Source organism: Sphingomonas sp. BK036 (assembly GCF_004216825.1).
Lineage (GTDB): Bacteria > Pseudomonadota > Alphaproteobacteria > Sphingomonadales > Sphingomonadaceae > Sphingomonas.
In genome coordinates, this window is record NZ_SGXR01000003.1 from 1 (window position 1) to 23,939 (window position 23,939).

Sequence of the window (23,939 nt, forward strand, 5' to 3'; positions counted from 1 at the left end):
GTCCCTTCATCTAAACCTACAATGTCAAAGAGCCGACAAAAATACCGACACTCGCATAACCTCCCTAGCAGGAAGCTTGCAGCATCTGGTTTTTTGCGACCGCTGCAACCAGACCGTGTGGCCGTCCGCTGCGGTGACACCCCTCTACGGCCACCCCACATGCCCGTCAAACGGTTTTTGACAGTTCGGGGTCACTTTTCGAATCTCAGCCCGACAACGCCTCCTCTGGTCCCCTGCGGGCCCCGGTCATCACGGATGCAGCCGGGCAAGTGCGATCCCGGCTAGATTCTGCGCGCGCCCGATATGGCGCAGACGAACGCGGTCGAAGCCGAGCGTCAGTTCCGCGAACCTGGTTCGGTGCTCCCTAAGCGTGGCCGAACGGCATGGCGCACGACCATTGGCCTGCGTGACAACAAGCGTTGAGTCGCCGAGCAGCACGACATCGCGGTCTCCATGATCCGCGGCGATCTCCAGCGCGTGGATCGCGGCCAGCCACTCGGCGTCGCTGTTATCGCCCGTGCCGAGATCATGGCGGTAATGGACGACGCCCTTGCGGACGACGGCACCCTCGATCTTGCCGGGATTGGGTCGGCACCCGCCGTCAAAGAACAGCTTGATCGGCAGCACCGCCATCAGGTTTCCGCCTGTATGATCGGCACCGCCTCACTTGGCGCAGGTGCCTTCCGGTGGGCGAGAACTGCGCCCACGGCGATCAGGCCGAGCCCGGCGACCGGCGAACCACGACGGATCGAGCGCAGACCGGCGAGCGCCAGCAGCGAAGCGGGGACCCCGCCATGCACGCCGCCCAGATGCGCCGCTGCCAATACCCCTACCCCGCCGGTTGCCGCGGGGGATGGAGCTTTCGCGGGCGTATCGGCCTTAGCGACCGTATCCGCGACCGCTGCGCCACGCAGGCCCATCGGCGCTGCCTCGCCCGTCGTCGTGTCGCGCGTCGTCTGGTGCTCGAGTTCCGAGTTCAGCTCCGCGCCGAGCAGGAAGACATAGGCCGAGAGCCACAACCACGTCAGCAGGATGACGACTGCGCTCAGCGAACCATAGGTCGCGCCATAATTGCCGAAGCGCGATACATACACGCCGAACCCGATCGTCGCCGCCATCCACACCACGGTCGCCGCCAGCGATCCGGGCGTCAGCCACGCCCATTTGGCCTTATGCCGGTTGGGGCCGAACCGATACAGGCACGCCGCCGCCGAGACGCCCAAACAGGCGAGAACCGTGTAGCTCACCAGCCGGATCGCCAGCAGCACGATGTCCGGAGCCCCCGGGATCAAGCTGTCGAGCAGCGCGAACGCCGCCATCGAGAGCGCGGCGACCAGCGCGAGCACGACCGCGCCCGCAGTGATTGCGAAGGCGAGCAGATTGAGGCGGATGAAACCGCGTGTCTCGCGCTCCTCATAGGCGATGTTCAGCGCGGTCACGATCGACGACGCCCCCTTGGTGCCGCCATACAAGGCGATGCCGAGCGCAACGACGAGGCCGAACCCCTTCTTGCCCTCCGACGTGCCGACCACCGTCGCCAGCTGGTCGGCGATGACTCGCGCCGCGTCGTCGGGGAGCACGTTGAACAGCGCGCGGATGTTGGCGACCACCGTCGCGGTATCTGCCACCAGCCCGTAGATCAGCACCACCGACGCGAGTAGCGGGACGATCGCGGCGAACCCGTAAAATGCAGTCCCCGCCGCGATCAGCCCGATATTGTCGTCGCCAGCCTCGGCCCAGGTCCGCTTGAGGACCTTCCACCAGTCGCGCCACGACATCGACCAGGGACTGCTCGCGGTGTTCTGGTCTCGTGGTTCGATCTTGCTCAGCGTCTTGCCCCTTGGTCGTCGTACGTTCCGGCCCAACGCCGCGCGCACGCAAACGTGCCCTCAGAGTTGCCGCAACGCCTGCGCGGGCCGAGCGCCGAGGATCGGCCAGGCCCCGATCAACCCGATCCCCATCGTCAGCCCCGCCCCGCCGAGCAGCGTGGCCATGATGGTCGGGTAATCGGGTCGCCATTCGAAGCTGAACAGCTGCGTGATCACATACCATGCGCCGCCAAGGCCGAGCAGCAACGCCAGCACCGACAGGATGACGCTCAGGAACGCATATTCGAGCGCCTGTACCGCCAGCACCTGTCGCCGCGTCGCACCGAGCGTGCGCAGGATCACCCCGTCATAGGTCCGCGCCTCGCGTGCAGCGGCGATCGCGCCGATCAATACCGCGACCCCCGCCAGGATCGCGACCGACGCCGCCGCGGTAATCGCGGTCGCCATCTGCGAGACGATATCGCGGACCTGCCCCAGCACGCCGCGCACCTCGATCACCGACACCGACGGAAAGCGCGGGAGCAACGCGCGCATCACCATCGATTCCTCGCCGGGTGCGAGATCGATCGTCGCGGCGAGATTGTGCGGCGCATCTTCGATCGCGTTGGGCGAGAAGACCATCACGAAGTTGAAGCCGAGCGTGTCCCAGCTGATCCGGCGGAACGACGCGATCCGCGCGGTCCGCTCCACGCCGAGCAGCGTGTAGCTGAGCGGATCGCCGATCTTCAGGTCGAGCGCCTTCGCCAGCCGCTCGTCGATCGAAACCAGGGGCGCCCCGCGATACTCGCGCGGCCACCAGCGGCCGGCGGTCAGTTCGCTGCCTTCGGGCAGGGTCGCGGAAAAGGTGATGCCGCGTTCCCCGCGCAACGCCCAGGCGCCTTCGGGCAAGGTCTTCAGGTCCGCGACGCGCGTCGTGCCATAGCCGGTGATCGTGCCACGCATCGCCGGCACCGTCCGGATCACCGGGTGGATCGCGATCCGCTCGATGGTCCGGCGGAAGTCGGCTTCTCGATCGGGCGGCACGTCGAGCGCAAACAACGCCGGCGCGCGCTTCGGCACGGTGAGTGCGATATTCGCATCGATGCTCGTACGGATACCCGCCAGCAGGACGAACAGCGTCAGGCCGAGCCCAAGCGCGACAACCAGCGTGCCGGTGCGCGCACCCGGACGGTGGAGCCCGGCGATCGCGAGCCGCAACAGCGGCCGCCGTGAGCGGGGCAGCGATGCCGCGATCCGGCGTATCGCCCAGCCGAACGCGGCGAGCACCAACAGCACGCCCGCCACCGCCGCCAGGAATCCCGCGCTCAACCCGGGCTGTTCCGCAGTCGACAGCGCGAGCGCAACGATCGCGGCACCAGCACTGACGACCCAAGGCAAGGTCCGACGCAACGGGACGGGGCGATTGCCGAACACCCCCCGCAGCAACCCCGCCGCGGGAATGCTGCCCGCCTCGATCAGGGGTGGCGCGGTAAAGGCCAGCGCGATCAGCATGCCATAGGCCGCCGCAAGCGCTAGCGGGCCGAACTGGAGCGAGAAGCTCGGCGCAACCGGCAGGACGTCGCCCGCGAGCCAGACGATCATTGGCACCGTCACGGCGCCCGCGACCAGCCCGGCAACGATCCCCATCGCCGCGACGACCGCGACCTCGAGCAGATAGATCTTCGCGATCAGGCCGGAGGTGGCGCCCAGCACCTTCAACGCCGCAATGCTGCTGCGGCGAGCGGCGAGATAGGAGGAGACGCCGTTGCCGACGCCGATCCCGGCAATGACCAGCGCGGACAGGCCGACGAGCAGCAAAAACTGGCCCATCCGGTCGACGAAGCGTTCGGCACCCGGCGCGGCGCGATCGCGCGTCTTGGTTTCCCAGCCGCCGGTCGGGAACGCGGCCTTGAACCGGTCGACCGCGGCGGTGGGCGAGGCACCGGGCGACAGTCGAACGCGGTATTTGGTTTCGTACAGGCTGCCGGGCTGGACGAGTCCGGTTCGCGCGATGCCGGCCATCGACACGATCGCGACCGGGCCGAGCGTGAAGCCCTCGCCTAGCCGGTCGGGTTCGCTCGCGATCACGCCCGCGACGGTGAACTCGGCGATGCCCAGCCGCACGGTCGCGCCGCGACCGATGCCGAGCCGTTGCGCGAGCGCGGGGACAATCCAGATGGCGCTGGCATCGCGGACCTTCGCGGCCGATCCGCCCTGTATCGCAAGCGTGCCGTAGAGCGGATACACCGCATCCACGCCCTTGAGCTGGACGGGAACGCTGTTCGTGCCGCGGATCGCGGTCGCCTGCATCCGCACGGTTTCGGATACCGTACCGAGCCGGGCCATCGCGGCGCGCTCGTCCGGCGTCGCCGCGCGCTGCGACGTGCCGAACTCGACGTCGCCGCCCAGGATCGCGCTGCCGCGTGCGGCAAGCTCGCCGTCGATCGACTGAGTCAGGCTGCCGATCGCCGCCAGCGCGCCGACGCCGAGGAACAGGCAGGCAAGCAGCAGCCGCAGCCCGCGAAACCGAAGATCGAGCTCGCGACGGGCAAGCCGCCACGCCAGTCGCCATTCGCTCACCGCAAACGATCCGCGGCGATCCGGCCGTCGGCGAGTTCAACGATCCGGTCGCAGCGCGCCGCGAGCACGGGGTCGTGCGTGATGATGATCAGCGTGGCACCGGTCGCGGCGCGGCGGTCGAACAGCAGGTCCATGACCGATGCGCCGGTCGCGGCATCGAGGTTGCCGGTCGGCTCGTCGCCGAACACCAGCGGCGGACGCGGTCCGAGCGCGCGGGCGATCGCCACGCGCTGCTGCTCGCCGCCCGAAAGCTGCGTCGGATAATGGCCGATCCGGTGCGACAGCCCGACCGCGGCGAGTTCAGCCTCGGCCCGCGCGAACGCGTCGGGCATACCCGCCAGTTCCATCGGCACCGCGACATTCTCGAGCGCGGTCATCGTCGGCAGCAGGTGGAAGGCCTGGAGGATGATCCCGATCCGCCCGCGCCGCGCCCGCGCCAGCGCATCCTCGTCGAGCGTGCCGAAATCGAGCCCCGCCACCTCGACCCGGCCGCCGCTCGCGCGCTCGAGGCCGGACAATACCGCCATCAGCGACGACTTGCCCGAGCCAGACGGCCCGAGCAGCGCGACGCTGGTCCCGCGAACGACGTCGAGATCGATGCCTTTCAGGATCGCGGTGGCGGCGGTCGATGCGCCGAGTGTCAGCGTGACATCGCGGGCCGAGATCACCATATCGGCGGAAGCAGGTTCGGACATGGAGACCAATATCTTGGAGAGAAAAATGCGACGCTGGCCTCTTTATGGGGGCGGACTGGCGCTTCTCCAAGCGGGGTTGCTGGCCGGCTGCGACCGGACAGCCGAGCCCCCTGCCCCACCGCCTGCGACCAATCTGGTCGCGCCGGTCGCCGCAACGCCCGCGCCAAAGGGACCGCAGCGGCTGATCCTCGCCTTCGGGGACAGCCTGTATGCGGGCTATGGCCTCGACCGAGGGCAGAGCCTGCCCGACGCGGTGCAGGCGCGGTTGCGCAAGGACGGGATCAACGCGACGATCGTGAACGCCGGTGTGTCGGGCGATACGAGTGCCGCGGGGCGACAGCGGTTCGCGTTCGCGCTCGACAACATGGCTCGTAAACCCGACCTCATCCTGATCGGGCTCGGCGGCAACGACGTTCTTCGCCAGATCTCGCCGGACGAGACGCGCGCCAACATGACGGCAATAATGGACGAGGCGAAGCGCCGCGCGATCCCTGTGATGCTGACCGGCATGATGGCGCCGCCGAATCTCGGCCCGGATTATACACGTGCGTTCAATGCGATCTGGCCCGATCTTGCCAAGCGCTATGACGCTGCGCTCTACCCGTTCATCCTCGACGGCGTGATCGGCGACGGCCGGTTGATGCAGGCGGACCGCGTCCATCCCAATCGGACCGGCGTGGACCGCATCGCCGCCCGCGTTGCACCCGTGGTCGAAAGCGCGTTAGGACGGCCACGCTGACGGCGGTGCAATGGCACCGACGTCGACAGGCTTCGAGACGAGCGCGCGGATCACGACGCGGGCAATGATGACTCCGCACTATGACCGGCAAGGGCGGCGCGCGGGTAACAGGGAAAAGGGACACGGATGCAATTGAGCGGTTTGATCGCGCGGCTGGGGCGACATCTCGATCTCACCGACGCCGAGCGCGAGGCGATCCTGCATGCCGAACGTGGCGAACGGCGGTTGCGTGCGGGCGATGTCCTGGTCGCGGAAGGTGGCGAAAGCCACGCGCTGTACGTCGTGCGCCAGGGCTGGCTGCATTCGTCGACCAAGCTGGTCACGGGCGGACGGCAGATCCTGCGCTTCCATTATGCGGGCGACCTGATCGGGACGTCGAGCATGGCCTGGTCGCAGGCCGCCGCCACGCTGACCGCGATCTCGGACTGCATCGTGATCGATCTGCCCAAGACTGAGCTCGGCCTGTTGTTCCGCGCGCAGCCGCGGATCGCCGGGCTGCTCTACGCGATCGCCGCGGCCGAGAATGTCGCGATGAGCGACCGGCTGACGACCATCGGGCGGATGGGAGCGAGCGAGCGCCTGTCGACTCTGCTGCTCGACATCATGGCGCGGCTGCGCGTAACCGCAGGCGGGATCGTCGACTCGTTCGACCTGCCGTTGACGCAGACCGATATCGGCGATGCGCTGGGTCTGACCAAGGTCCACGTCAACCGGACGATCCGCGCGCTCGAAAAGTCGGGCGTGATCGAACGGACCGGGCGCCGGGTCCGGATCGTCAACGAGGCTGCACTGGTCGCGGCGACGGGGTTCACCGATCGCTACGGTGAGATCGAGACCGCCTGGCTACCGCCCGCGGTTTGAGCCGACCCTAATCCTCCCCCGCCGGGGGGAGGATCTCGGATTCAGGTGCGGTCGACGACGAACAGCGTGACCCGGTCATACTTGATATCCCCGGGATTGAAGATCGCGTCGGGGACGAACGAGCGGTCGGTGACCTCGATATCCTTCAGCCCGGCGAGCTTGAACGTGCCGAGCTTGATCTCCTTGGGTGGCTGACCGTCGCGCTCCAGCGTGATCGCGTCGACGAAGACGTCGTCATGCTTGGTGTAGAGGATGTGCGGGGCCAGCGTGCAGACCATCCGGTTATACGTCGCGGTGATGCATTTACGCAGCGCGATCGCCTGCAGCAGCAGCGCGTTGGCGTTGGACGGGGCGGACTGGTCTGGAGTCGAGGTCATGTTGTGCATCGCAGCATAAGTTGAAGGATCGGTGGCGTTAGGCCGAACGCGACACGGGCGACAAGGCCTAACTTGACGCCTTAGCCGGTTTGGCCCGTGGATTCGAGCGCATCGGTGTGCACGTCGAAGCCGACCAGACGCGCCGGGCCGAAGCTGGTGGTGAGCGCGGTATCGGTCGCGTCGCGGCCGCGCGCCATCAGGATCCGGCCGATCCGCGGGCGATTGTGCCGCGCGTCGAGCGTGTGCCACGTGCCGCCGAGATACACGTCGAACCAGGCGGAGAAATCCATCGGCGCGTCGACCGGCGGGATGCCGATGTCGCCCAGATAGCCGGTGCAATAGCGCGCAGGAATGTTCATGCAGCGGCACAAGGTGACTGCAAGGTGAGCGAAGTCGCGGCAGACGCCCTGGCGTTCCTGGTAGACGTCCCACGCGGTCTTGGTCGACCGCGCGAAGTGATAGCCGAACTCGACGTGATTATGCGTGAAGTCGACGATCGCCTGGACTCGCTGCCAGCCCGCGGGGACGTGACCGAACAGCGACCAGGCAGTCTCGGACAGGCGATCGGTCTCGCAATAGCGGCTGCCGAGCAGGTAGATCAGGATGTCGTCGGGCAGATCCGCGACCGCATGCTGGACCGCGTCGGGGGTTACCGAATCCGGCAGGCCGCTATCCTCGATCGTGAAGTCGCACGACAGCGTCAGCCCGCCGCTCGGCACGGTGAACCGCGTGCACACGTTGCCGAACGCATCGAGATAGTCATAGGTCGGCACGTCTGGGCTGGCAGCGATCCGGTGCGGGGTCACCAGATCCTTGTTGCGCGACGGATGCACGCTGAGCATCGCCAGCATCGGCGTGTCGACGTCGGTTTCGAAACGTATGTCATAGCCGGCCCGGATCAGCATCGATGTCCCCCTGTTCAAGCTGTTAGCGATGGATGTTGCATAACCGTCTCATCCTCGTCGACAGTGATGTCGACCGACACGGTCATGTCGAGGAAGCTGCCGGGAAAGCCGCTCCAGGTGCCGGACACGGGGACCGCCTGGTAGATATCGCGTGCGATCGCGACGCGGATGAGCCCGCGATTGCCGACGATGCCGTTGGTCGGATCGAACTCGACCCAGCCCGAGCCGGGAATGTAGACGCGCACCCAGGCATGCGTGCTGCCGCCGCCCGTCCGGCTCTCCCGACGCGTCGGATTGTAGACATAGCCCGAGACGAACCGCGCCGCGAACCCCAGCGCGCGGACCGCCTCGATCATCAGCATCGCATAATCGCGGCACGTGCCCTTGCGCCGGGCGAGCGTCTCGATCGGCGACTGCGTGCCCTTTTCGGGGCGCTGGACATAGGTGAACTCGCGCTTGATCGCCGCGGTCATCTCGGACAGCATTGCCAGTGTATCGGTCTGCCCGCCCGGCGCGACGAAGCGGCGCGCCCAGCTGTCGATCTGGCGCAACGGATCATGATGCTGGCGCTCGATCGAGCGGAGCAGGTCGGGCATGTCCTCCGACGAATAGGTGAACGGATAGAAGCGCGCATAGCGTTCGATATCGACGTTCTGCAGTTCGGCGGGGCTGTGGTCGAGCCGGACCCGGCTGTCGATCACGAGGTCCTTGGCGCGCTTGTCGAAAGTGGCGATCGCGACCGCATTGCCGAACACGTCGTGTAGCCAGCGGACCTCGGCGGGCTCGGGCGTGATCGTCAGCTGCGTGTCGATCAGCCGCTGGTCGTAGCTTTCGCGCGGCCGGACCATGATCCGGTGCTCGCCGAACGCAACCGGTTGGCGATACGAGTATTTGGTTACATGAGAAAGCGTTAGAGATGGCATCGAGGATCCACGTCGCATGAACAGCACTGCCAGCCTATCGCTGCTAGGGACCGAAGATGCCGCACCGGTCACAACGATCAACCCCAAAGGCGCGTCATCGTTCCTGCTGATCGGCGATCACGCGGGAAATGTCGTGCCGAAGGCGCTGGGGTCGCTGGGCCTGGACGACGCGGAACTGTCGCGGCACATCGGCTGGGATATCGGCATCGGCGAACTCGGTGCGCTGCTCGCCGAACGACTCGACGCGGTGTTCATCCGCCAGACCTATTCACGACTGGTGATCGACTGCAATCGCAGCCCCAGCCAGCCCGACGTGATCGCCGGGGCGAGCGACGCGACGGTTATCCCCGGCAACGCCGGACTGTCCGACACCGACCGCGCGGCGCGGTTCGCCGAGATCCACGACCCCTATCACGCGGCGATCGCGGCGGAGATCGCGCGGCGTGACGCGGCGGGGATGACGACACTGATCGTCGCACTGCACAGCTTCACGCCGGCGATGAAGGGCGCGCTGCGGGACCAGGATCGCCCCTGGCAGATCGGCATCCTGCACGATGGCGGCGACACCGCGTTCGCCCACGCGCTGCTCGACGTCCTGCGCGATGAGCCGGACCTCGTGGTGGGCGACAACGAGCCCTACCGGATGGACCTGATCGACTATACCATCCCGCGCCACGCCTATCCCGACCGGCGGCTCTACGCCGAGATCGAGGTTCGCCAGGACCTGCTCGGCGACGCAGCCGGCTGCGAAGCCTGGGCGAACCGGCTCGCAAGGCTTTTGCCGACCGCGGCCACCACGTGTGGATTCGAGCCGGCCTGAGCGCGGACACGTCCGGTCGCGCCAGTGCGCGGCACGCGCTGGATCCGTAGGCCGCCGCGTGTTGCATTGCGGTAACAGGTTCCACCCATTGCCGCACATGGCAATATTGTCACTTGATATGATGTATCATCAAATTTACCCGGATGCCGTACAGGGACGACACAAGGGAATTTCATGAAGACGATTCTGTTCGGCGCCACCGCCCTGGCTGCGCTCCTCTCGACGCCCGCTTACGCGCAGACCGCACCTGCCGATCCGAACGCTCCGCCCCCCGCCCCCGCTTCCACCCAGACATCGGTCGGCTCGACCAACCAGCGCGACATCATCGTCACCGCGCCGCTCCAGACGAGCGAGCGCGACGTGTTGCAGGGCACCACCGTCCTCACCGGCCAGGAACTCACGCGCCAGTTGCGCCCGTCGATCGGCGAGACGCTCGCACGGCAGCCGGGTGTCTCCGCCAGCTCGTTCGGGCCGAGCGCCTCGCGTCCGATCCTCCGCGGCTTCCAGGGCGACCGGATCCGCGTGCTGACCGACGGGATCGGCTCCATCGACGTATCGAACACCTCGGTCGACCACGCCGTCATCATCGACCCGTTGCTGTCCGAGCGGATCGAGATCCTCCGCGGGCCGAGCGCATTGCTGTACGGATCCTCGGCGGTCGGCGGTGTCGTCAACGTCATCGACACGCGCATCCCACGCACCGTGCCCGAGAACGGCTACCGCGTGAACGGCATCGCCAATTACGGCTCGGCCGCCAATGAGCGGTCCGGCGGGATGGCGGGCGACGTCGCGGTCGGCCCGCATCTCGTCCTCCACGCCGATGGATCCTATCTGAAGTCGGGCGACCTGCGCACCGGCGGCTATATCCTGTCGCGCGACGCCCGCGCACAGGCGCTCGCCGCCGCCGCGCAGCCGGCAGATCCCAACGCCGCCGATCCGATCGACTTTGCCGCATCGGCGCAGCTCAAGGGCAAGCTCCCCAACACACAGGCCGAGACCTGGACGGCGGGCGCGGGCGCCTCGATCATCACCGACACCGGCAGCCTCGGCGTGTCGTACAGCCATTATGACAGCCTGTACGGCGTGCCGATCCGCTACGCCACGCAAGTCGGCCAGGAGCAGGAAGCGCCGCGTCTCGACGTCGTCCAGAACCGGGTCGACCTGCGCGGCGAGATCGAGACCGGTGGCGACGTCATCAGCAAGATCCGCGTCCGCGTCGGGCAGGCGAGCTATCGCCATTTCGAGCTCGAAGAGGACAACTCGGTCGGCACCGCGTTCTACAACAAGGGCCTCGAAGGGCGCCTCGAAGTCGTCCAGGCGAACCGCGGCGGCTGGCAGGGCGCTTCGGGCGTGCAGTTCTACAACCGGATCTTCAACGTGGTCGGCGACGAGGCCTTCCTGCCGAAGAACGAGACCAACCAGACCGGGCTCTTCACGCTGCAGCAGTATGAATCCGGCAAGTTCCGCGCCGAGGGCGGGCTGCGCTACGAGATCACCGATCTCGCCGCACGCACGCCCGAGGACGATCTGCGCTTCTTCCGCGGCAGCCAGAGCTATCATTCGGTGTCGGGGTCGCTCGGCGCCTCCTATGCGCTCACCGACAGCATCCGGGTCGGGCTGAACGGATCGCGCACCGAGCGCGCGCCATCGGGCGAGGAGCTGTTCGCGAACGGCGCGCATGCCGGCACGCAGGCCTACGAACTCGGCAACCCGGACTTCAGGCTCGAGAAGTCGTGGGGGCTCGAAGGCACGCTGCATGCGCATGGCGACGGCTTCAGCTTCGACGCATCGGCCTATTACAACTGGTTCTCGAACTACATCTCGGAAAACCAGGTCGCATCGTCGGTCTGCCAGGCGGCCGCCAATCCCTCGGGGCGCACCGTCGATCTACCCTGCTTCCAGTATCAGCAGGCCGATGCGCGCTATTACGGGTTCGAGGCGGATGCGTCGGTAAAGGTCGCGCAGATCGGCGGCTATGCGGTCAACGCCGATGTGCTGGGCGATTACGTCCATGCCAACATCGTCGACCAGGGCCCCGTTCCGCGCATCCCGCCGATGCGCGTGCTCGGCGGGATCGAGGCGCAGGGCGACCGGATCAACGGCCGAGTCGAGGTCGAGCACGTGTTCGACCAGAACCGGATCGCCGCGTTCGAGACGAAGACCAACGACTATACGATGGTCAACGCCTCGATCGGCCTCAGCCCGTTCGGCAAGGATTCGAAGACGACGCTGCTGCTGAGCGCGAACAACCTGTTCGACGTCAATGCGCGCCGCGCGACGAGCTTCCTCAAGGACTTCGCCCCGCTCGCCGGCCGCGATTTCCGCGCGACGTTGCGCTTCGGCCTCTGACCTGACGGGAGCCGGCGACGCGTCGCCGGCTCCTAGTCCTCGATCCGCTCGAGCCCCTCCGCATATACGCGTTGCCGCGCCGCATAGGCTGCGGCCGACAGCTTCAGCGTCGCGATCGCCTCGGGCGGGAGGTCCCGCACCGCCTTTGCCGGCGCGCCGACGATCAGGCTGCCGGCGGGGAAGACCTTCCCCTCGGTCACCAGCGCGTTCGCACCGATCAGGCAATCGTCGCCGATCACCGCGTTGTTGAGGATCGTCGCGCCCATGCCGACCAGCACATTGTCGCCGATCGTGCAGCCGTGGAGGATCGCGTGGTGGCCGATCGTGCACCCCTCGCCCACGCTCAGCGGCGCGCCGGGATCGGAATGCAGCATCGCGCCCTCCTGGATGTTCGTCCGCGCGCCGACCAGGATCGGCGTGTTGTCCGCGCGGATGACCGCGCCGAACCAGACGCTTACGCCCTGCCCCAGTCGCGCGTCGCCGATCACGTCGGCGGACGGCGCGATCCACACATCGGCCGCCACCGTCGGGCGTTTTCCCTCGATCGCATAGCGGGGCATCAGGCGTCCTGCGCCTTCACGCGTGCGCGATAGGCGTGGAGCAGCGGCTCGGTATAGCCGTTGGGCTGGGTGAGGCCGTCGAACACGAGCGCACGCGCCGCCTGGAACGCCAGGCTGTCGTCCTCATGCCCCGCCATCGGCCGGTAGAGCGGGTCGCCGGCATTCTGCGCGTCGACCTTCGCCGCCATCCGCCGCAGCGCCGCATCCGCCGCGTCGGGCGTGGCGATGCCGTGGAGCAGCCAATTCGCCATGTGCTGCGAACTGATCCGCAGCGTCGCGCGATCCTCCATCAGGCCGACGTCATGGATATCGGGCACCTTCGAACAGCCGACGCCCTGGTCGATCCACCGCACGACATAGCCGAGGATGCCTTGCGCGTTGTTCTCCAGCTCCTCGCGCACCGCGTCCGGCTGCCAGTTGTGGCCGGTCGCGACGGGCACGGTCAGCAGCGCGTCGAGCGACGCGACGCCCTCGCGCTTGCGCTCGGCCTGTCGCGCGAAGACGTCGACCCGGTGGTAATGCGTGGCGTGCAGCGTGGCCGCGGTCGGCGACGGCACCCAGGCGGTCGACGCGCCGGTCTGCGGATGCCCGATCTTCTGGTCGAGCATGTCCGCCATCCGGTCGGGGGCGGCCCACATCCCCTTGCCGATCTGCGCCTTGCCACCGAGACCGCAGGCGAGCCCGATCTGGACGTTGCGATCCTCATACGCCTTGATCCAGCTGGCGCCCTTCATCTCGCCCTTGCGGATCATCGGCCCCGCGCGCATCGACGTGTGCATCTCGTCGCCGGTCCGATCGAGGAAGCCGGTGTTGATGAACACCACGCGGTCCTTCACCGCGGCGATACACGCGGCGAGGTTGGCGGAGGTGCGCCGCTCCTCGTCCATGACGCCGACCTTGATAGTGTGACGCGCGAGCCCGAGCAGATCCTCGATCGCGTCGAACAGCCGGTTGGTGAACCCGGCCTCGTCGGGCCCGTGCATTTTCGGTTTGACGATGTAGATCGACCCCGCACGGCTGTTGCGCAGCGCGCCTGCGCCGTTCAGATCGTGCAGCGCGATCAGCGACGTGACGATCCCGTCGAGGATCCCTTCTGGCGCCAGGCTGCCATCGGGGAGCAGGATCGCGGGCGTCGTCATCAGATGCCCGACGTTGCGGACGAACATCAGGCTGCGGCCAGGCAGCGTGAAAGCGCTGCCATCGGGTGCAGTGTAGCAGCGACCCGGATCGAGCGCGCGAGTCTGGGTCCTCCCGCCCTTTTCGAAGCTTGCGGTCAGGTCGCCGAGCATCAACCCGAGCCAGTTGGCATAGGCGGCGACCTTGTCCTCGGCATCGACCGCGGCGACCGAATCCTCGAGATCGGCGATCGTGGTCAGCGCGGATTCGAGCACCACATCGGCAAGGCCCGCGGGGTCGCTGCGGCCGATCGGATGCTCGCGATCGATCACAAGTTCGATGTGCAAGCCGTTGTGTCGCAACAGGATCGTGTCGCCGGCATGCCCGACGAGCTGGCCCGGATCGGCAAGATCGGGCGTGCCACCGGTCCAGTCGGTCCATGACCCATTGGCGAGCGGTACCGCCTCGTCGAGGAACCCCTTCGCCCAGGCGATCACCTGCGCGCCGCGGGCTGCGTCGTAGCCGCCGGGAGCAGCCGTGCCCGGAATCGCATCGGTGCCGTACAGCGCGTCGTACAGACTGCCCCAGCGCGCATTGGCGGCGTTCAGCAGGAACCGCGCGTTCAGGATCGGCACCACCAACTGCGGCCCGGCAAGCAGCGCGACCTCGGCATCGACGTTGGTCGGCGCGACCGCGAACGGCGCAGGCTCGTCGACCAGATAGCCGATCTCGCGAAGGAACGCCTGGTACGCGCCCTGATCGATCGGCGTGCCGGCCTGCGCGTCGTGCCACGCATCGATCCGCCCCTGAAGGTCGTCGCGAACGTCGAGCAGCGCCGCATTCTCGGGCGCGAACCGCTGGTAGATGTCCGCCATCCCCTGCCAGAACTTTGCGGCATCGAGGCCGGTCCCCGGCAGCACCCGCGTCTCGATAAACGTCACCAGCGGCTCGGCGATCTTCAGACCCGCCTTGTCGATCCTGTCGGCCATGCTGCTCTCCTTCTGCTCTGCCGCGCACGATAGACGCTGCTCACCTTCTCCACTAGACGTCGTAAACCGAAAGCTGTTGATCGCCAGAGGAACGAATGGATCCCGATATCGTCCTGTTCGCAGAAGTCGTCCGCACCGCCAGCCTCAGCGCGGCGGGGCGATCGCTCGGCATCTCGCCGGCGATGGTGTCGAAGCGGATCGCGCGGCTGGAGGCGCGGCTCGGCGTGCGGCTGCTCAACCGGACCACGCGGCGGCTCGACCTCACCGCGCGCGGCGCGGTCTATCACCGCGACATGATCGAGATCCTCGCGGCGATCCGCGAGGCCGAGGCGCGTGTCGCGGATCGTGCCGACGCGCCCGCGGGGCCGTTGCGCGTGAGCGCGCCGACCTCGTTCGGGCGGCTCCACATCGCGCCGCAGCTCAAGCCGTTTCTCGATGCGCATCCCGCGATCGCGCTCGATCTCGATCTGTCGGACGGCTTTTCCGACGTGATCGGCGACCGGCTCGACCTGGCGATCCGGATCGCGCCCGCCATCCCCACCGCGCTGACCGGCTACCGCCTCGCCGACAGCCGCCGCGTGCTGTGCGCGGCACCGCGCTATGTCGAGGAGCACGGCCAGCCCGGCGATGCCGCCGCGCTCGCGGGGCACCGCCTGCTGGCGGCCAAGGGGCAGATGCCGTGGCGGCTCACGGGCCCCGACGGTACGCTGACGATCGACCGCCCCAGCTACGTCGCGACGAATTCGAGCGAGGTCGTCCGCGAACTCACGCTGGCGGGCGTCGGCATCGCGCTGCGCTCGCTCTGGGACGTCAGCGCCGATCTGGCCGGCGGCCGGCTGGTCCGGGTGCTGCCCGACTTGGCCGGATCGGCGGAAATCGGGATCTTCGCGGTCCATGCGCCCGGCCCCGTTCCGTCGGGCACACGCGCGCTGCTGGATTATCTGCGCGGGCTCTGGTCGCCGTCCCCGCCATGGGATTCCTGAACGAGATCGATCGCCACCGCATCGATCCGCCGCAGCATCGCGACGAAGTGCGCCACCTCGGCACCAGAAAACCCCGCGAAGATGCGCCGTTCGAGATCCAACGCCTTGGGCGCGACCGACGCATACAGCGTCTGCCCGTCCTCGGTCAGCCGCAACAGATGCGAGCGACGATCGTCGGGGTTCGCATGACGCTGCATCAGCCCGCGCTCGACCAGCGCGATCGCCGCGCGGCTGACGGTGACCTTGTCCATCCGGGTCTGCTGGCCGATCTGCTGCTGCGTGATCCCGCCCGCCTCTGCGACCACCGTCACCAGCCGCCATTCCGGAATCGTCAGCCCGAACAGCGCCTCATAGGTGTTCGCGACCGCCGCGCTGACGAGGTTCGAGGTGATCGACAAGCGATACGGGATGAAATCGTCCAGAACGAGCGCGCGGTCAGCCATGCGGAGATCGTAACGATTGACACCAGTTGTTCAACAGAGCAGATTGGTAACAACGGATACCAAGTAAGGATCGAGCGATGGACCATATGGACGTAAACCCGATGGGACTGGACGGTTTCGAGTTTGCCGAATTCACCTCGCCCGATCCCGACCGGATGGCGGCACAGCTCGAGCAGTTCGGCTTCGTCGCCGCGTCGACCCACCCCACAAAGGCTGTCACGCGCTACAAACAGGGCCGCATCAACCTGCTGCTCAACCGCGAGGACGGCGGCCAAGCCGCCGCGTTCCGTGCCGATCACGGCCCGTCGGCAAACGGCATGGCGTTCCGGGTCCATGACGCGAAGTCGGCGTTCGACGCAGCGCTCTCGCGCGGTGCCAAGGCAGCCGATGCCAGCATGGGCGCGCTCGGCGAGGACAGCTATGTGCTCGAAGGGATCGGCGGCTCGTTGCTGTATCTCGTCGACAAGCACGGCGCGGCCGGCAGCCTGTACGACGACTGGAACCAGGTTCCCGGCGCCGCCGAAGCCGAAGCCGCCAACAATGTCGGCCTCGACCTGCTCGATCACCTCACGCACAACGTCAAGCGTGGCCAGATGCGGACCTGGGCCGAATTCTACGGCCAGATCTTCGGGTTCGAAGAGCAGAAATATTTCGACATCAAGGGCAAGGCGACCGGCCTGTTCAGCCAGGCGATGATCGCGCCCGACCGCGCGATCCGCATCCCCCTGAACGAGAGCCAGGACGACAAGAGCCAGATCGAGGAGTTCCTCAAGGACTATAACGGCGAGGGCATCCAGCATCTGGCGCTGACCACCGACGATATCTTCGAGACGGTCGAGAAGTTGCGCGCGCGCGGCGTCAAGCTGCAGGACACGATCGAGACCTATTACGAGCTCGTCGACAAGCGCGTGCCGAACCACGGCCACGACCTCGAACGTCTGCGCCGCAACCGCATCCTGATCGACGGCAATGTCGGCGAGGAGGGCCTGCTGCTCCAGATCTTCACCGAGAACATGTTCGGGCCGATCTTCTTCGAGATCATCCAGCGCAAGGGCAATGAAGGCTTCGGCAACGGCAATTTCCAGGCGCTGTACGAGAGCATCGAGCTCGACCAGATCCGCCGTGGTGTGGTGACCGTCGACGCCTGATCGCTGAAACCCTCTCCCCTCAGGGGAGAGGGAAAGGCGCGCCAGCGCCGAGGGTGAGGGCACGCGAAACGCCAGCGCGTGCCCTCACCCTTCCGCCGCGCAAGCGCGCGTCTCCCTCCCTCTCCCCAGAGGGAGAGGGCTAAGAGTTTGAACGGCCGGCGGTCCGGGCGTTGATCGGAACAGGTGACGGAGAGGAAGCCATGACAATCCACCAGCCGACCACCGCCGCAGGCGAGACCGCCGGCCAGAGCGAGTACCTCCCCGGTTTCGGCAACCATGTATCGACCGAAGCCGTCCCCGGCGCACTGCCGATCGGCCGCAATTCGCCACAGCGCCCCGCGTTCGGCCTCTATACCGAGCAGCTCTCCGGCACCGCCTTCACCGCGCCGCGCCACGAAAACCGCCGCAGCTGGCTCTACCGGATGCGTCCGACCGCCGAGCATCCGCCGTTCGAGCGCTACACCGGCGCCAAGCGGTTCGCGCCCGGCACCACCGACGCGCCGCTCGCGCCCAACCGGCTGCGCTGGGATCCGATCGAGGCCCCCGCCCCCGGCACCGACCTGATCGACGGCATGACGACGATGCTCGCCAACCGCGATCCCGCCGACCTTGAGGGCGTCGCACTCCACGTCTACGCCGCGAATTCCGACATGACCGACCGCGTGTTCATGGATGCCGACGGCGAGCTGCTGTTCGTGCCGCAACAGGGCCGGCTGCGGCTTCTGACCGAGCTAGGGCGGATCGACATCGCCCCCGGCCAGATCGCCCTGGTCCCGCGCGGCGTCCGCTTCCGCGCCGAGCTCCCCGATGGCGAGGCGCGCGGCTATGTCGCGGAGAACAACGGCGCGCTGTTCCGCCTGCCCGATCTCGGCCCGATCGGCGCCAACGGCCTCGCCAACCCGCGCGACTTCGAGACGCCGGTCGCCTGGTTCGAGGACCGTGACGAACCCGTCGAGGTCGTCCAGAAGTTCATGGGGTCGCTGTGGACCACCACGCTTGATCATTCGCCGCTCGACGTCGTCGCGTGGCATGGCAACCTCGCCCCCTGGCGCTACGACCTGTCGCGGTTCAACACGATCAACACGGTCAGCTTCGATCACCCCGATCCGTCGATCTTCACGCTGCTGACCTCGCCCAGCGACGTGCCCGGCCGCGCGAACGCCGATTTCGTGATCTTCCCGCCGCGCTGGATGGTGGCGGAGGGCACGTTCCGCCCGCCCTGGTTCCACCGCAACATCATGTCCGAGGCGATGGGGCTGATCACCGGCGCCTATGATGCCAAGGCCGAAGGGTTCGCGCCGGGCGGCATCTCGCTACACAATCTGATGTCGGGCCATGGCCCCGATCTGGCGAGCTGGCAGGGCGCGAGCGCGGCCGACCTGAAGCCGCACAAGATCGACGGGACGATGGCGTTCATGCTGGAGAGTTGCTGGCCCTACGCACCGACAGCCTATGCGCTGGACCATGCGCAGCTCGATTACGACGCGGTCTGGTCAGATTTCCCCAAGGCGATCCTGCCGCGGTGACCCCGACGCTTCACGGCTATTGGCGCTCGACCACCGCCTATCGCGTCCGCATCGCGCTCGGCCTCAAGCGAGTGGACTATGCTCAGGTCACGCACGACCTGCGCACCGGCGCGCAGCGCGAGGCCGGCTACCGCGCGCTCAATCCGCAGGCACTCGTGCCGGCCCTCGAAACCGACGACGCGGTCCTGACGCAGAGCCCCGCGATCCTCGAATGGATCGACGAGACCTATCCCGATCCACCACTGCTTCCCGCCGACGCGCAAGGTCGCGCGAACGTCCGCGCGATGGCCGCGACGATCGCGTGCGATATCCACCCGGTGAACAACCTGCGCATCCTCAACGCGCTGCGGAGCGAGTTCGGGGCGGACGAGGCGGCCATCCAGCGGTGGATCGCGCGCTGGATCGGCGAGGGGTTCGCCGCGCTGGAGGTGATGATCGCGCGTCATGGCAACGGCTTCGCATTTGGCGAGACGCCGACGATCGCCGACTGCCACCTGGTGCCGCAGGTCTATTCCGCCGAACGGTTCGGTGTCGATCTGACGCCCTACCCGCACCTCAAGGCCGCCGCCGACACGGCCCGCGCCCTGCCCGCCTTCGCCGCCGCGCACCCCGACCGGCAACCGGACGCGGATCGCGCATGAGCGACGGCGAACGGCTCACCGCCACGCCCGCCGGGATCAAGCTCGCGCCGCTCGACTCGGTCGCCGAGGGCAAGGCGCGCAACTTCGTCGTGCAGATGCGCGCCGGTCGCTTCCACGGGTTCGTCGTGCGCAAGGACGACGCGGTCGTCGGCTATGTCGATCGCTGCCCGCATATGGGCCTGCCGCTGGCGCAGGTGCTCGACGACTATCTCACCCCGCGCGGTGACCTCATCGCGTGCAGCTGGCACTCCGCGCTGTTCGCGATCGACACCGGCGTCTGTGTTGGAGGGCCTTGCGGCGGAGCGCGACTGACACCGTGGCCGGTTGCGGTGGTCGACGGGATGATCGTCACCACAGGCTGACGCGGCGGGTGCGGTACGCTAAGGGAGCGCACCTCCTCCCCTGCACGATGAACCGATGACCCAAAATCTCCCCATCCGCGTTGTGGCGCTGTATCGCTTCACGCCGTTCGCCGACATCGCCGCGATCCAGCCGCCGCTTGCGCTCGCATGCTGTTCGAACGGAGTGAAGGGGACGCTGCTGCTCGCGCCTGAGGGGATCAACGGGACGATCGCCGGGTCCGAGGCGGGGATCGATGCCGTTCTCGCGCATATCCGGGCGTTGCCGGGGTGCGCCGACCTCGACGTGAAAGAGTCACGCGCCGAGACGATGCCGTTCCACCGCATGAAGGTGCGGTTGAAGCGCGAGATCGTGACGATGGGCGAACCCGCGATCGATCCGCTGAGCGGCGTCGGCCATTACGTCGAGCCCGCGGACTGGAACGCGCTGATCGCCGAGCCGGGGACGATCCTGATCGACACGCGCAACGATTACGAGGTGTCGGTCGGCACGTTCGCCGGCGCGGTCGATCCGCAGACGCGCAGTTTCCGCGACTTCCCGGCCTGGTTTCGCGCGCATCGCGAAGAGCTGGTCGGCAACGGCCCGCCGCCCAAGATCGCGATGTTCTGCACCGGCGGCATCCGCTGCGAGAAATCGACCGCGTTCCTCAAGACCGAGGGGCTCGACGAGGTCTATCATCTCAAAGGCGGCATCCTCAAATATCTCGAGACGGTGCCCGAAGCGGAGAGCCTTTGGGAGGGCGAATGCTTCGTCTTCGACCAGCGCGTCGCGGTCGGCCACGGGCTCGTGCTGGGCAGCCACGTGCTGTGCCACGCCTGCCGCATGCCGGTCAGCGTCGCCAATCGCACATCGCCGCTCTATGTCGAGGGGATCAGCTGCCCGGCCTGCCACGACGCGCGCGACGAGTCCCAGCGGGCGGGCTATGCCGAGCGCGAACGCCAGGTGCGCCTGGCCCAAGCCCGCGGCGAAACCCATGTCGGGGCGGTACTCCCCAAGACTCACGGGACCGACGACCACCACACCCCCTCCCCGTCATCCTGACGAAAGTCAGGATCCAGAGCCAAGGACGTAGCGCGCGTTACCCTGGATCCTGACTTTCGTCAGGATGACGGACTTGGGGCAGCGAACCGCGCGGCCAACGCCGTGTTGCCTTGCGACAGCGCCAGCGAATGCACGCTGTTGCCGGCGGCATCGACGATCGCCGGGTCCGCCCCATGCTCCAGCAACAGGTCGATAATCGCGGTCTTGCCCACCAGCGCCGCCATCATCAGCGCCGTTTGGCCAACACCATTGCGCCGGTTCACATCCGCCCCCGCGTCGATCAGGACCTGTGCGATCTCCGCGTAACCCTTGAAGCACACCCCCATCAGCGCCGTGTTGCCGCGCGCGTCGGCCGCGCCATCGACCTTCGCGCCTGCTGCAAGCAAAGCGACGGTGGCTTCGACATTGCCGTTATAGCTGGCGATCACGAGCGGCGTGTAGCCCTTCGCATCGGTCACCTCGATATCGACGCCCGCCTGCAACAGCGCGGGGATCATCTCGTCCCGCCCCATCCGCGCAGCATCGAACAGCAGTTCAACCAGCCGCTCCATCGGCGGCAAGGGGGGGAGTTCGCGCGCGTCGGTCATGTCAGGCCTCGATGATATGCGGCACGAACCGCGCGAGATTGCGCGTCACCACCGTGTCATCCTCCCGAACGCCGATCCCCGCGGCTTCGTTGCCGACCATCCACGCGCCGATCACCGGATGCCGCCCGTCGAACACCGGCGGCGGCGCATAGGCCTGCCGGATCGCCCCCTCGGCACCATAGCCCTGATCGAGCACCGCATGCGCTGCGTCCCCGATCACCTCGACATTCGCACCCTCGCGCGAGAACAGCGGTTTCCGTACAAATTTCGGCCCCAGGATCTTCGCGGCGGGATCGTCGTCGAAGAACGCCGGCAGCAGGTTCGGATGCTCGGGATGCCGCTCCCACAACAGCGGCAGGATGCCCTTGTTCGACAGGATCGACTTCCACGCCGGCTCGATCCAGCGTACGTCCGCCCGCGACAGATTGGGCGCGTAGGGCTCGCGCAGCATGAACTCCCACGGGTACAGCTTGAACGCCGCCTGCACCTCATAGCCGTCGGTATCGACGAAGCGCCCATCGGCGGCGAGCCCGATATCCTTCATCTCGACAAACTTGGGCTCGATCCCGACTTGGCTCGCCAGATCCTCGAAGAAGCGGACGGTCTGCCGATCCTCGATCGCCGAAGCATCCGCCGCGAAGTGGACGAACCCACCGCTCGGAAACAGCGCACGGAATCGCTCGCGCAGCTTGTCGAACAGGCTGTTGAACTGGTCGGTCCCCGCCGGCAACGCGCCGCTCGCAAGCAAGTCCTCAAGCCACATCCACTGGAACGTCGCGCACTCGAACACCGATGTCGGCGTATCGGCGTTATATTCGTAGAGCTTGGCCGGCCCCGTCCCGTCATAGGCGAAGTCAAACCGCCCGTAGAGCGAAGGTTGCCGCGTCCGCCACGTTTCCGCGACATAGTTCCACTGCTCGCGCGGGATCGCGAGGCGCTCCATCAGCACCTGGTCGCGCACCACCTCGTCGACCAGATCGAGGCACATCGCGTGCAGCGTCTCCGCCGCGGGCTCGAGATCATCCTCGATCTCCGCCAGCGTGAAGGCATAGGCCGCACCCTCGTCCCAGTACGGCTCGCCGTCGGTGTCATGATAGACGAACCCGATCGCGTCCGCCCGCTCACGCCAGTCGCTGCGCGGGTCGACCGCGATCCGGCGCATCAGTTGTCCTTGCTATCGTCGCGCTGGCCGATCTGGAGCGTCTGGCCAACCTGCGGCGTTTTGGGCGCGGTCAGCCGCGCGAGTACGTCGTCGGCGGAGGACTGGCCCGGCAGGATACCCGCCAGCCGCAGCTTCTCGTCGAGATCGGCGCCGGTGCGACGGTCTTCCAACTCCCCCGCCGCCTTGATCCGCTCGCCACGGATCGCCTGGCGTTCGCGGATCCGTGCGAGGCTGTCGGCGGCCGAGCCGAGCTTGTTGCCCGCCCCCATGCTGCCCGACGCGACCGAGGCCTGCGCCTTCTGCACCGACTCGTTGACCTTGACGACCTCCACCTCGCGGCGGAGCTGCTCGATCTTGCGGTCGGTCTGCGCGACGGCGGTGTGGATCTGCTCCTCGGCCGCGCGCATGTCCTCGACCTGCGGGGTCTTCAGCGCGATATCCTGTTCGAGATCGGCGATCCGCTGCGCGACCTGCCGCGCGAGATCCATATTGCCCTTCTCAACCGCGACGCGCGCCGACGCCTCATACTTGGCGGCCTGCGCGCGAAAACTCTCGACCTCGGTCTCGAGGATCCGGCGCCGCGCAACGAGCCCGGCGAGATCGTCGCGGGCCTTGCCTTGCGCCTTGTCCGCATCGCGGATTTCCTGGTCGAGGATACGCAGCGCGTTCGCATCGACCACCGCCGAACCGGCTTCGTGCGCTCCGGCACGACCGAGGGTGAAAAGCTTGCTCCAGATGGCCATGCCAGTCTCTCCGTTGGTATCTAAATCAGGCGATGATGTCAGGCGGCGGGAATCTGCGCGTGGCGCAGGTCGGTGGCCGCATCGATCGCATTCTCGGCGAGGGTGCGCAGCTCGATCACGACGGTATCGAGCGGGCTCGACGTCGCCAGTTCGCCGAACAGCTCGTAATAATCGCGGCCGTCGACGGTGCCGATCCCGAAGTTCGACAGCGGCACCAGCTTCTGCGATTTCAGCAGGAAGGTGTTGAACGCCTGCTGGTCCTCCTGCTCGTCGCACGGCCAGAGCAAGGTCGAGCACGCGATCTGCGCCTCGCTGACGTTGACGAACAGCTCGAGGTCGCCGTGCTGATGCATCGTCACGAGCAATACCGGGTCCGCGCCTTCCAGGATCCGCGCGGTGAGCTCTCCCGCCTTTGCGGGCCCTGACGTGTCGAGCGCGGCCTTCAGGCTGCGGACGGTCCAGATGTCGGTCAATGCAAGAACTCCCGTGCTTGTCGCGTCACGCACACATAGGACGTGTCGCGAACCCTTGCCATCCCCGCTCCCCACTCCGCCACCCCACCGTTTCCCGTCATCCTGACGAA

Annotated in this window: 24 protein-coding genes; 10 read left to right on the forward strand and 14 right to left on the reverse strand. The window is 67.3% G+C overall.

The window, feature by feature from the left end; translation table 11 throughout:
* Nucleotides 1–249: 249 nt before the first annotated feature.
* The 4 genes from EV283_RS00145 to EV283_RS00160 are packed head-to-tail and all read right to left on the reverse strand — an operon-like array spanning nucleotide 250 to nucleotide 5,083.
* Nucleotides 250–633, reverse strand: coding sequence for a reverse transcriptase-like protein (locus EV283_RS00145; protein WP_130321772.1), 384 nt, complete (start codon nucleotides 631–633; stop codon nucleotides 250–252).
* The gene (locus tag EV283_RS00150) at nucleotides 633–1,877 is read right to left on the reverse strand and encodes a YihY/virulence factor BrkB family protein (RefSeq protein ID WP_242615712.1); all 1,245 of its coding nucleotides are present in this window, start codon (nucleotides 1,875–1,877) and stop codon (nucleotides 633–635) included. The genes EV283_RS00145 and EV283_RS00150 overlap by 1 nt, the downstream gene beginning before the upstream one ends.
* A gap of 12 nt (nucleotides 1,878–1,889) precedes the next feature.
* The gene (locus EV283_RS00155; protein WP_207223013.1) at nucleotides 1,890–4,388 is read right to left on the reverse strand and encodes an FtsX-like permease family protein; all 2,499 of its coding nucleotides are present in this window, start codon (nucleotides 4,386–4,388) and stop codon (nucleotides 1,890–1,892) included.
* A complete protein-coding gene (locus EV283_RS00160; protein WP_056410451.1) occupies nucleotides 4,385–5,083 on the reverse strand; it encodes an ATP-binding cassette domain-containing protein in 699 nt (232 codons plus the stop codon). The genes EV283_RS00155 and EV283_RS00160 overlap by 4 nt, the downstream gene beginning before the upstream one ends.
* 25 nt (nucleotides 5,084–5,108) lie before the next feature.
* Between EV283_RS00160 and EV283_RS00165 the strand changes: the two genes are divergently transcribed.
* Nucleotides 5,109–5,822, forward strand: a complete 714-nt coding sequence (locus tag EV283_RS00165) for an arylesterase (RefSeq protein WP_130321776.1) — start codon at nucleotides 5,109–5,111, stop codon at nucleotides 5,820–5,822.
* 132 nt (nucleotides 5,823–5,954) lie between these two features.
* On the forward strand, nucleotides 5,955–6,683 hold the full coding sequence (locus EV283_RS00170) for a Crp/Fnr family transcriptional regulator (protein WP_165391657.1): 729 nt from the start codon (nucleotides 5,955–5,957) through the stop codon (nucleotides 6,681–6,683).
* Nucleotides 6,684–6,724: 41 nt separating this feature from the next.
* On the opposite strand, the gene EV283_RS00175 is transcribed toward EV283_RS00170, so the two are convergent.
* The 3 genes from EV283_RS00175 to EV283_RS00185 form a co-directional block, all read right to left on the reverse strand.
* The gene (locus EV283_RS00175; protein WP_056413054.1) at nucleotides 6,725–7,060 is read right to left on the reverse strand and encodes a hypothetical protein; all 336 of its coding nucleotides are present in this window, start codon (nucleotides 7,058–7,060) and stop codon (nucleotides 6,725–6,727) included.
* Between the two features lie 80 nt (nucleotides 7,061–7,140).
* Complete coding sequence (locus EV283_RS00180; protein WP_130321780.1) at nucleotides 7,141–7,965, reverse strand: transglutaminase family protein; 825 nt, start codon at nucleotides 7,963–7,965, stop codon at nucleotides 7,141–7,143.
* A gap of 14 nt (nucleotides 7,966–7,979) precedes the next feature.
* Nucleotides 7,980–8,888, reverse strand: coding sequence for a transglutaminase family protein (locus EV283_RS00185; protein WP_056410468.1), 909 nt, complete (start codon nucleotides 8,886–8,888; stop codon nucleotides 7,980–7,982).
* Nucleotides 8,889–8,904: 16 nt separating this feature from the next.
* Between EV283_RS00185 and EV283_RS00190 the strand changes: the two genes are divergently transcribed.
* Entirely contained in the window at nucleotides 8,905–9,708 is an 804-nt protein-coding gene (locus EV283_RS00190) for an N-formylglutamate amidohydrolase (protein ID WP_130321782.1), read from the forward strand.
* 174 nt (nucleotides 9,709–9,882) lie between these two features.
* Complete coding sequence (locus tag EV283_RS00195; RefSeq protein ID WP_130321784.1) at nucleotides 9,883–12,057, forward strand: TonB-dependent receptor; 2,175 nt, start codon at nucleotides 9,883–9,885, stop codon at nucleotides 12,055–12,057.
* Between the two features lie 32 nt (nucleotides 12,058–12,089).
* On the opposite strand, the gene EV283_RS00200 is transcribed toward EV283_RS00195, so the two are convergent.
* Nucleotides 12,090–12,617: a gamma carbonic anhydrase family protein gene (locus tag EV283_RS00200; RefSeq protein ID WP_130321786.1), complete on the reverse strand. Its 528-nt coding sequence runs from the start codon at nucleotides 12,615–12,617 to the stop codon at nucleotides 12,090–12,092.
* Nucleotides 12,617–14,722, reverse strand: coding sequence for a malate synthase G (locus EV283_RS00205; RefSeq protein ID WP_130321788.1), 2,106 nt, complete (start codon nucleotides 14,720–14,722; stop codon nucleotides 12,617–12,619). The genes EV283_RS00200 and EV283_RS00205 overlap by 1 nt, the downstream gene beginning before the upstream one ends.
* A gap of 95 nt (nucleotides 14,723–14,817) precedes the next feature.
* Here EV283_RS00205 and EV283_RS00210 point away from each other — a divergent pair, with 95 nt between their 5' ends.
* Nucleotides 14,818–15,705, forward strand: coding sequence for a LysR family transcriptional regulator (locus tag EV283_RS00210; protein ID WP_130321790.1), 888 nt, complete (start codon nucleotides 14,818–14,820; stop codon nucleotides 15,703–15,705).
* On the opposite strand, the gene EV283_RS00215 is transcribed toward EV283_RS00210, so the two are convergent.
* Nucleotides 15,660–16,148, reverse strand: a complete 489-nt coding sequence (locus tag EV283_RS00215) for a MarR family winged helix-turn-helix transcriptional regulator (RefSeq protein ID WP_207223014.1) — start codon at nucleotides 16,146–16,148, stop codon at nucleotides 15,660–15,662. The genes EV283_RS00210 and EV283_RS00215 overlap by 46 nt on opposite strands.
* A 77-nt stretch (nucleotides 16,149–16,225) precedes the next feature.
* Here EV283_RS00215 and hppD point away from each other — a divergent pair, with 77 nt between their 5' ends.
* The 5 genes from hppD to EV283_RS00240 all read left to right on the forward strand — a co-directional run bounded on the left by hppD (nucleotide 16,226) and on the right by EV283_RS00240 (nucleotide 20,864).
* A complete protein-coding gene (gene hppD, locus EV283_RS00220; protein WP_130321792.1) occupies nucleotides 16,226–17,296 on the forward strand; it encodes a 4-hydroxyphenylpyruvate dioxygenase in 1,071 nt (356 codons plus the stop codon).
* A 200-nt stretch (nucleotides 17,297–17,496) separates the two neighbouring features.
* Nucleotides 17,497–18,822 carry a homogentisate 1,2-dioxygenase gene (gene hmgA, locus EV283_RS00225; protein WP_130321794.1) on the forward strand — a complete coding sequence of 442 codons (1,326 nt, stop codon included), beginning with the start codon at nucleotides 17,497–17,499 and terminating at the stop codon, nucleotides 18,820–18,822.
* Nucleotides 18,819–19,463: a maleylacetoacetate isomerase gene (gene maiA, locus EV283_RS00230; protein WP_130321796.1), complete on the forward strand. Its 645-nt coding sequence runs from the start codon at nucleotides 18,819–18,821 to the stop codon at nucleotides 19,461–19,463. The genes hmgA and maiA overlap by 4 nt, the downstream gene beginning before the upstream one ends.
* A complete protein-coding gene (locus tag EV283_RS00235) occupies nucleotides 19,460–19,825 on the forward strand; it encodes a Rieske 2Fe-2S domain-containing protein (protein ID WP_130321798.1) in 366 nt (121 codons plus the stop codon). The genes maiA and EV283_RS00235 overlap by 4 nt, the downstream gene beginning before the upstream one ends.
* Nucleotides 19,826–19,880: 55 nt before the next feature.
* On the forward strand, nucleotides 19,881–20,864 hold the full coding sequence (locus EV283_RS00240; RefSeq protein WP_130321800.1) for a rhodanese-related sulfurtransferase: 984 nt from the start codon (nucleotides 19,881–19,883) through the stop codon (nucleotides 20,862–20,864).
* A gap of 59 nt (nucleotides 20,865–20,923) precedes the next feature.
* Here the strand turns inward: EV283_RS00240 and EV283_RS00245 are convergent, their stop codons facing one another.
* Genes EV283_RS00245 through EV283_RS00260 form a run of 4 tightly spaced genes read right to left on the reverse strand, consistent with a single transcriptional unit; the run spans nucleotide 20,924 to nucleotide 23,829 of the window.
* Nucleotides 20,924–21,451, reverse strand: coding sequence for an ankyrin repeat domain-containing protein (locus EV283_RS00245; RefSeq protein ID WP_130321802.1), 528 nt, complete (start codon nucleotides 21,449–21,451; stop codon nucleotides 20,924–20,926).
* 1 nt (nucleotide 21,452) lies between these two features.
* Nucleotides 21,453–22,613: a glutathionylspermidine synthase family protein gene (locus tag EV283_RS00250; protein ID WP_130321804.1), complete on the reverse strand. Its 1,161-nt coding sequence runs from the start codon at nucleotides 22,611–22,613 to the stop codon at nucleotides 21,453–21,455.
* The gene (locus tag EV283_RS00255; RefSeq protein WP_130321806.1) at nucleotides 22,613–23,356 is read right to left on the reverse strand and encodes a PspA/IM30 family protein; all 744 of its coding nucleotides are present in this window, start codon (nucleotides 23,354–23,356) and stop codon (nucleotides 22,613–22,615) included. Before EV283_RS00255 ends, EV283_RS00250 begins: the two co-directional genes overlap by 1 nt.
* 38 nt (nucleotides 23,357–23,394) lie before the next feature.
* Nucleotides 23,395–23,829, reverse strand: a complete 435-nt coding sequence (locus EV283_RS00260) for a YjfI family protein (protein ID WP_130321808.1) — start codon at nucleotides 23,827–23,829, stop codon at nucleotides 23,395–23,397.
* Between the last annotated feature and the right edge of the window lie 110 nt (nucleotides 23,830–23,939).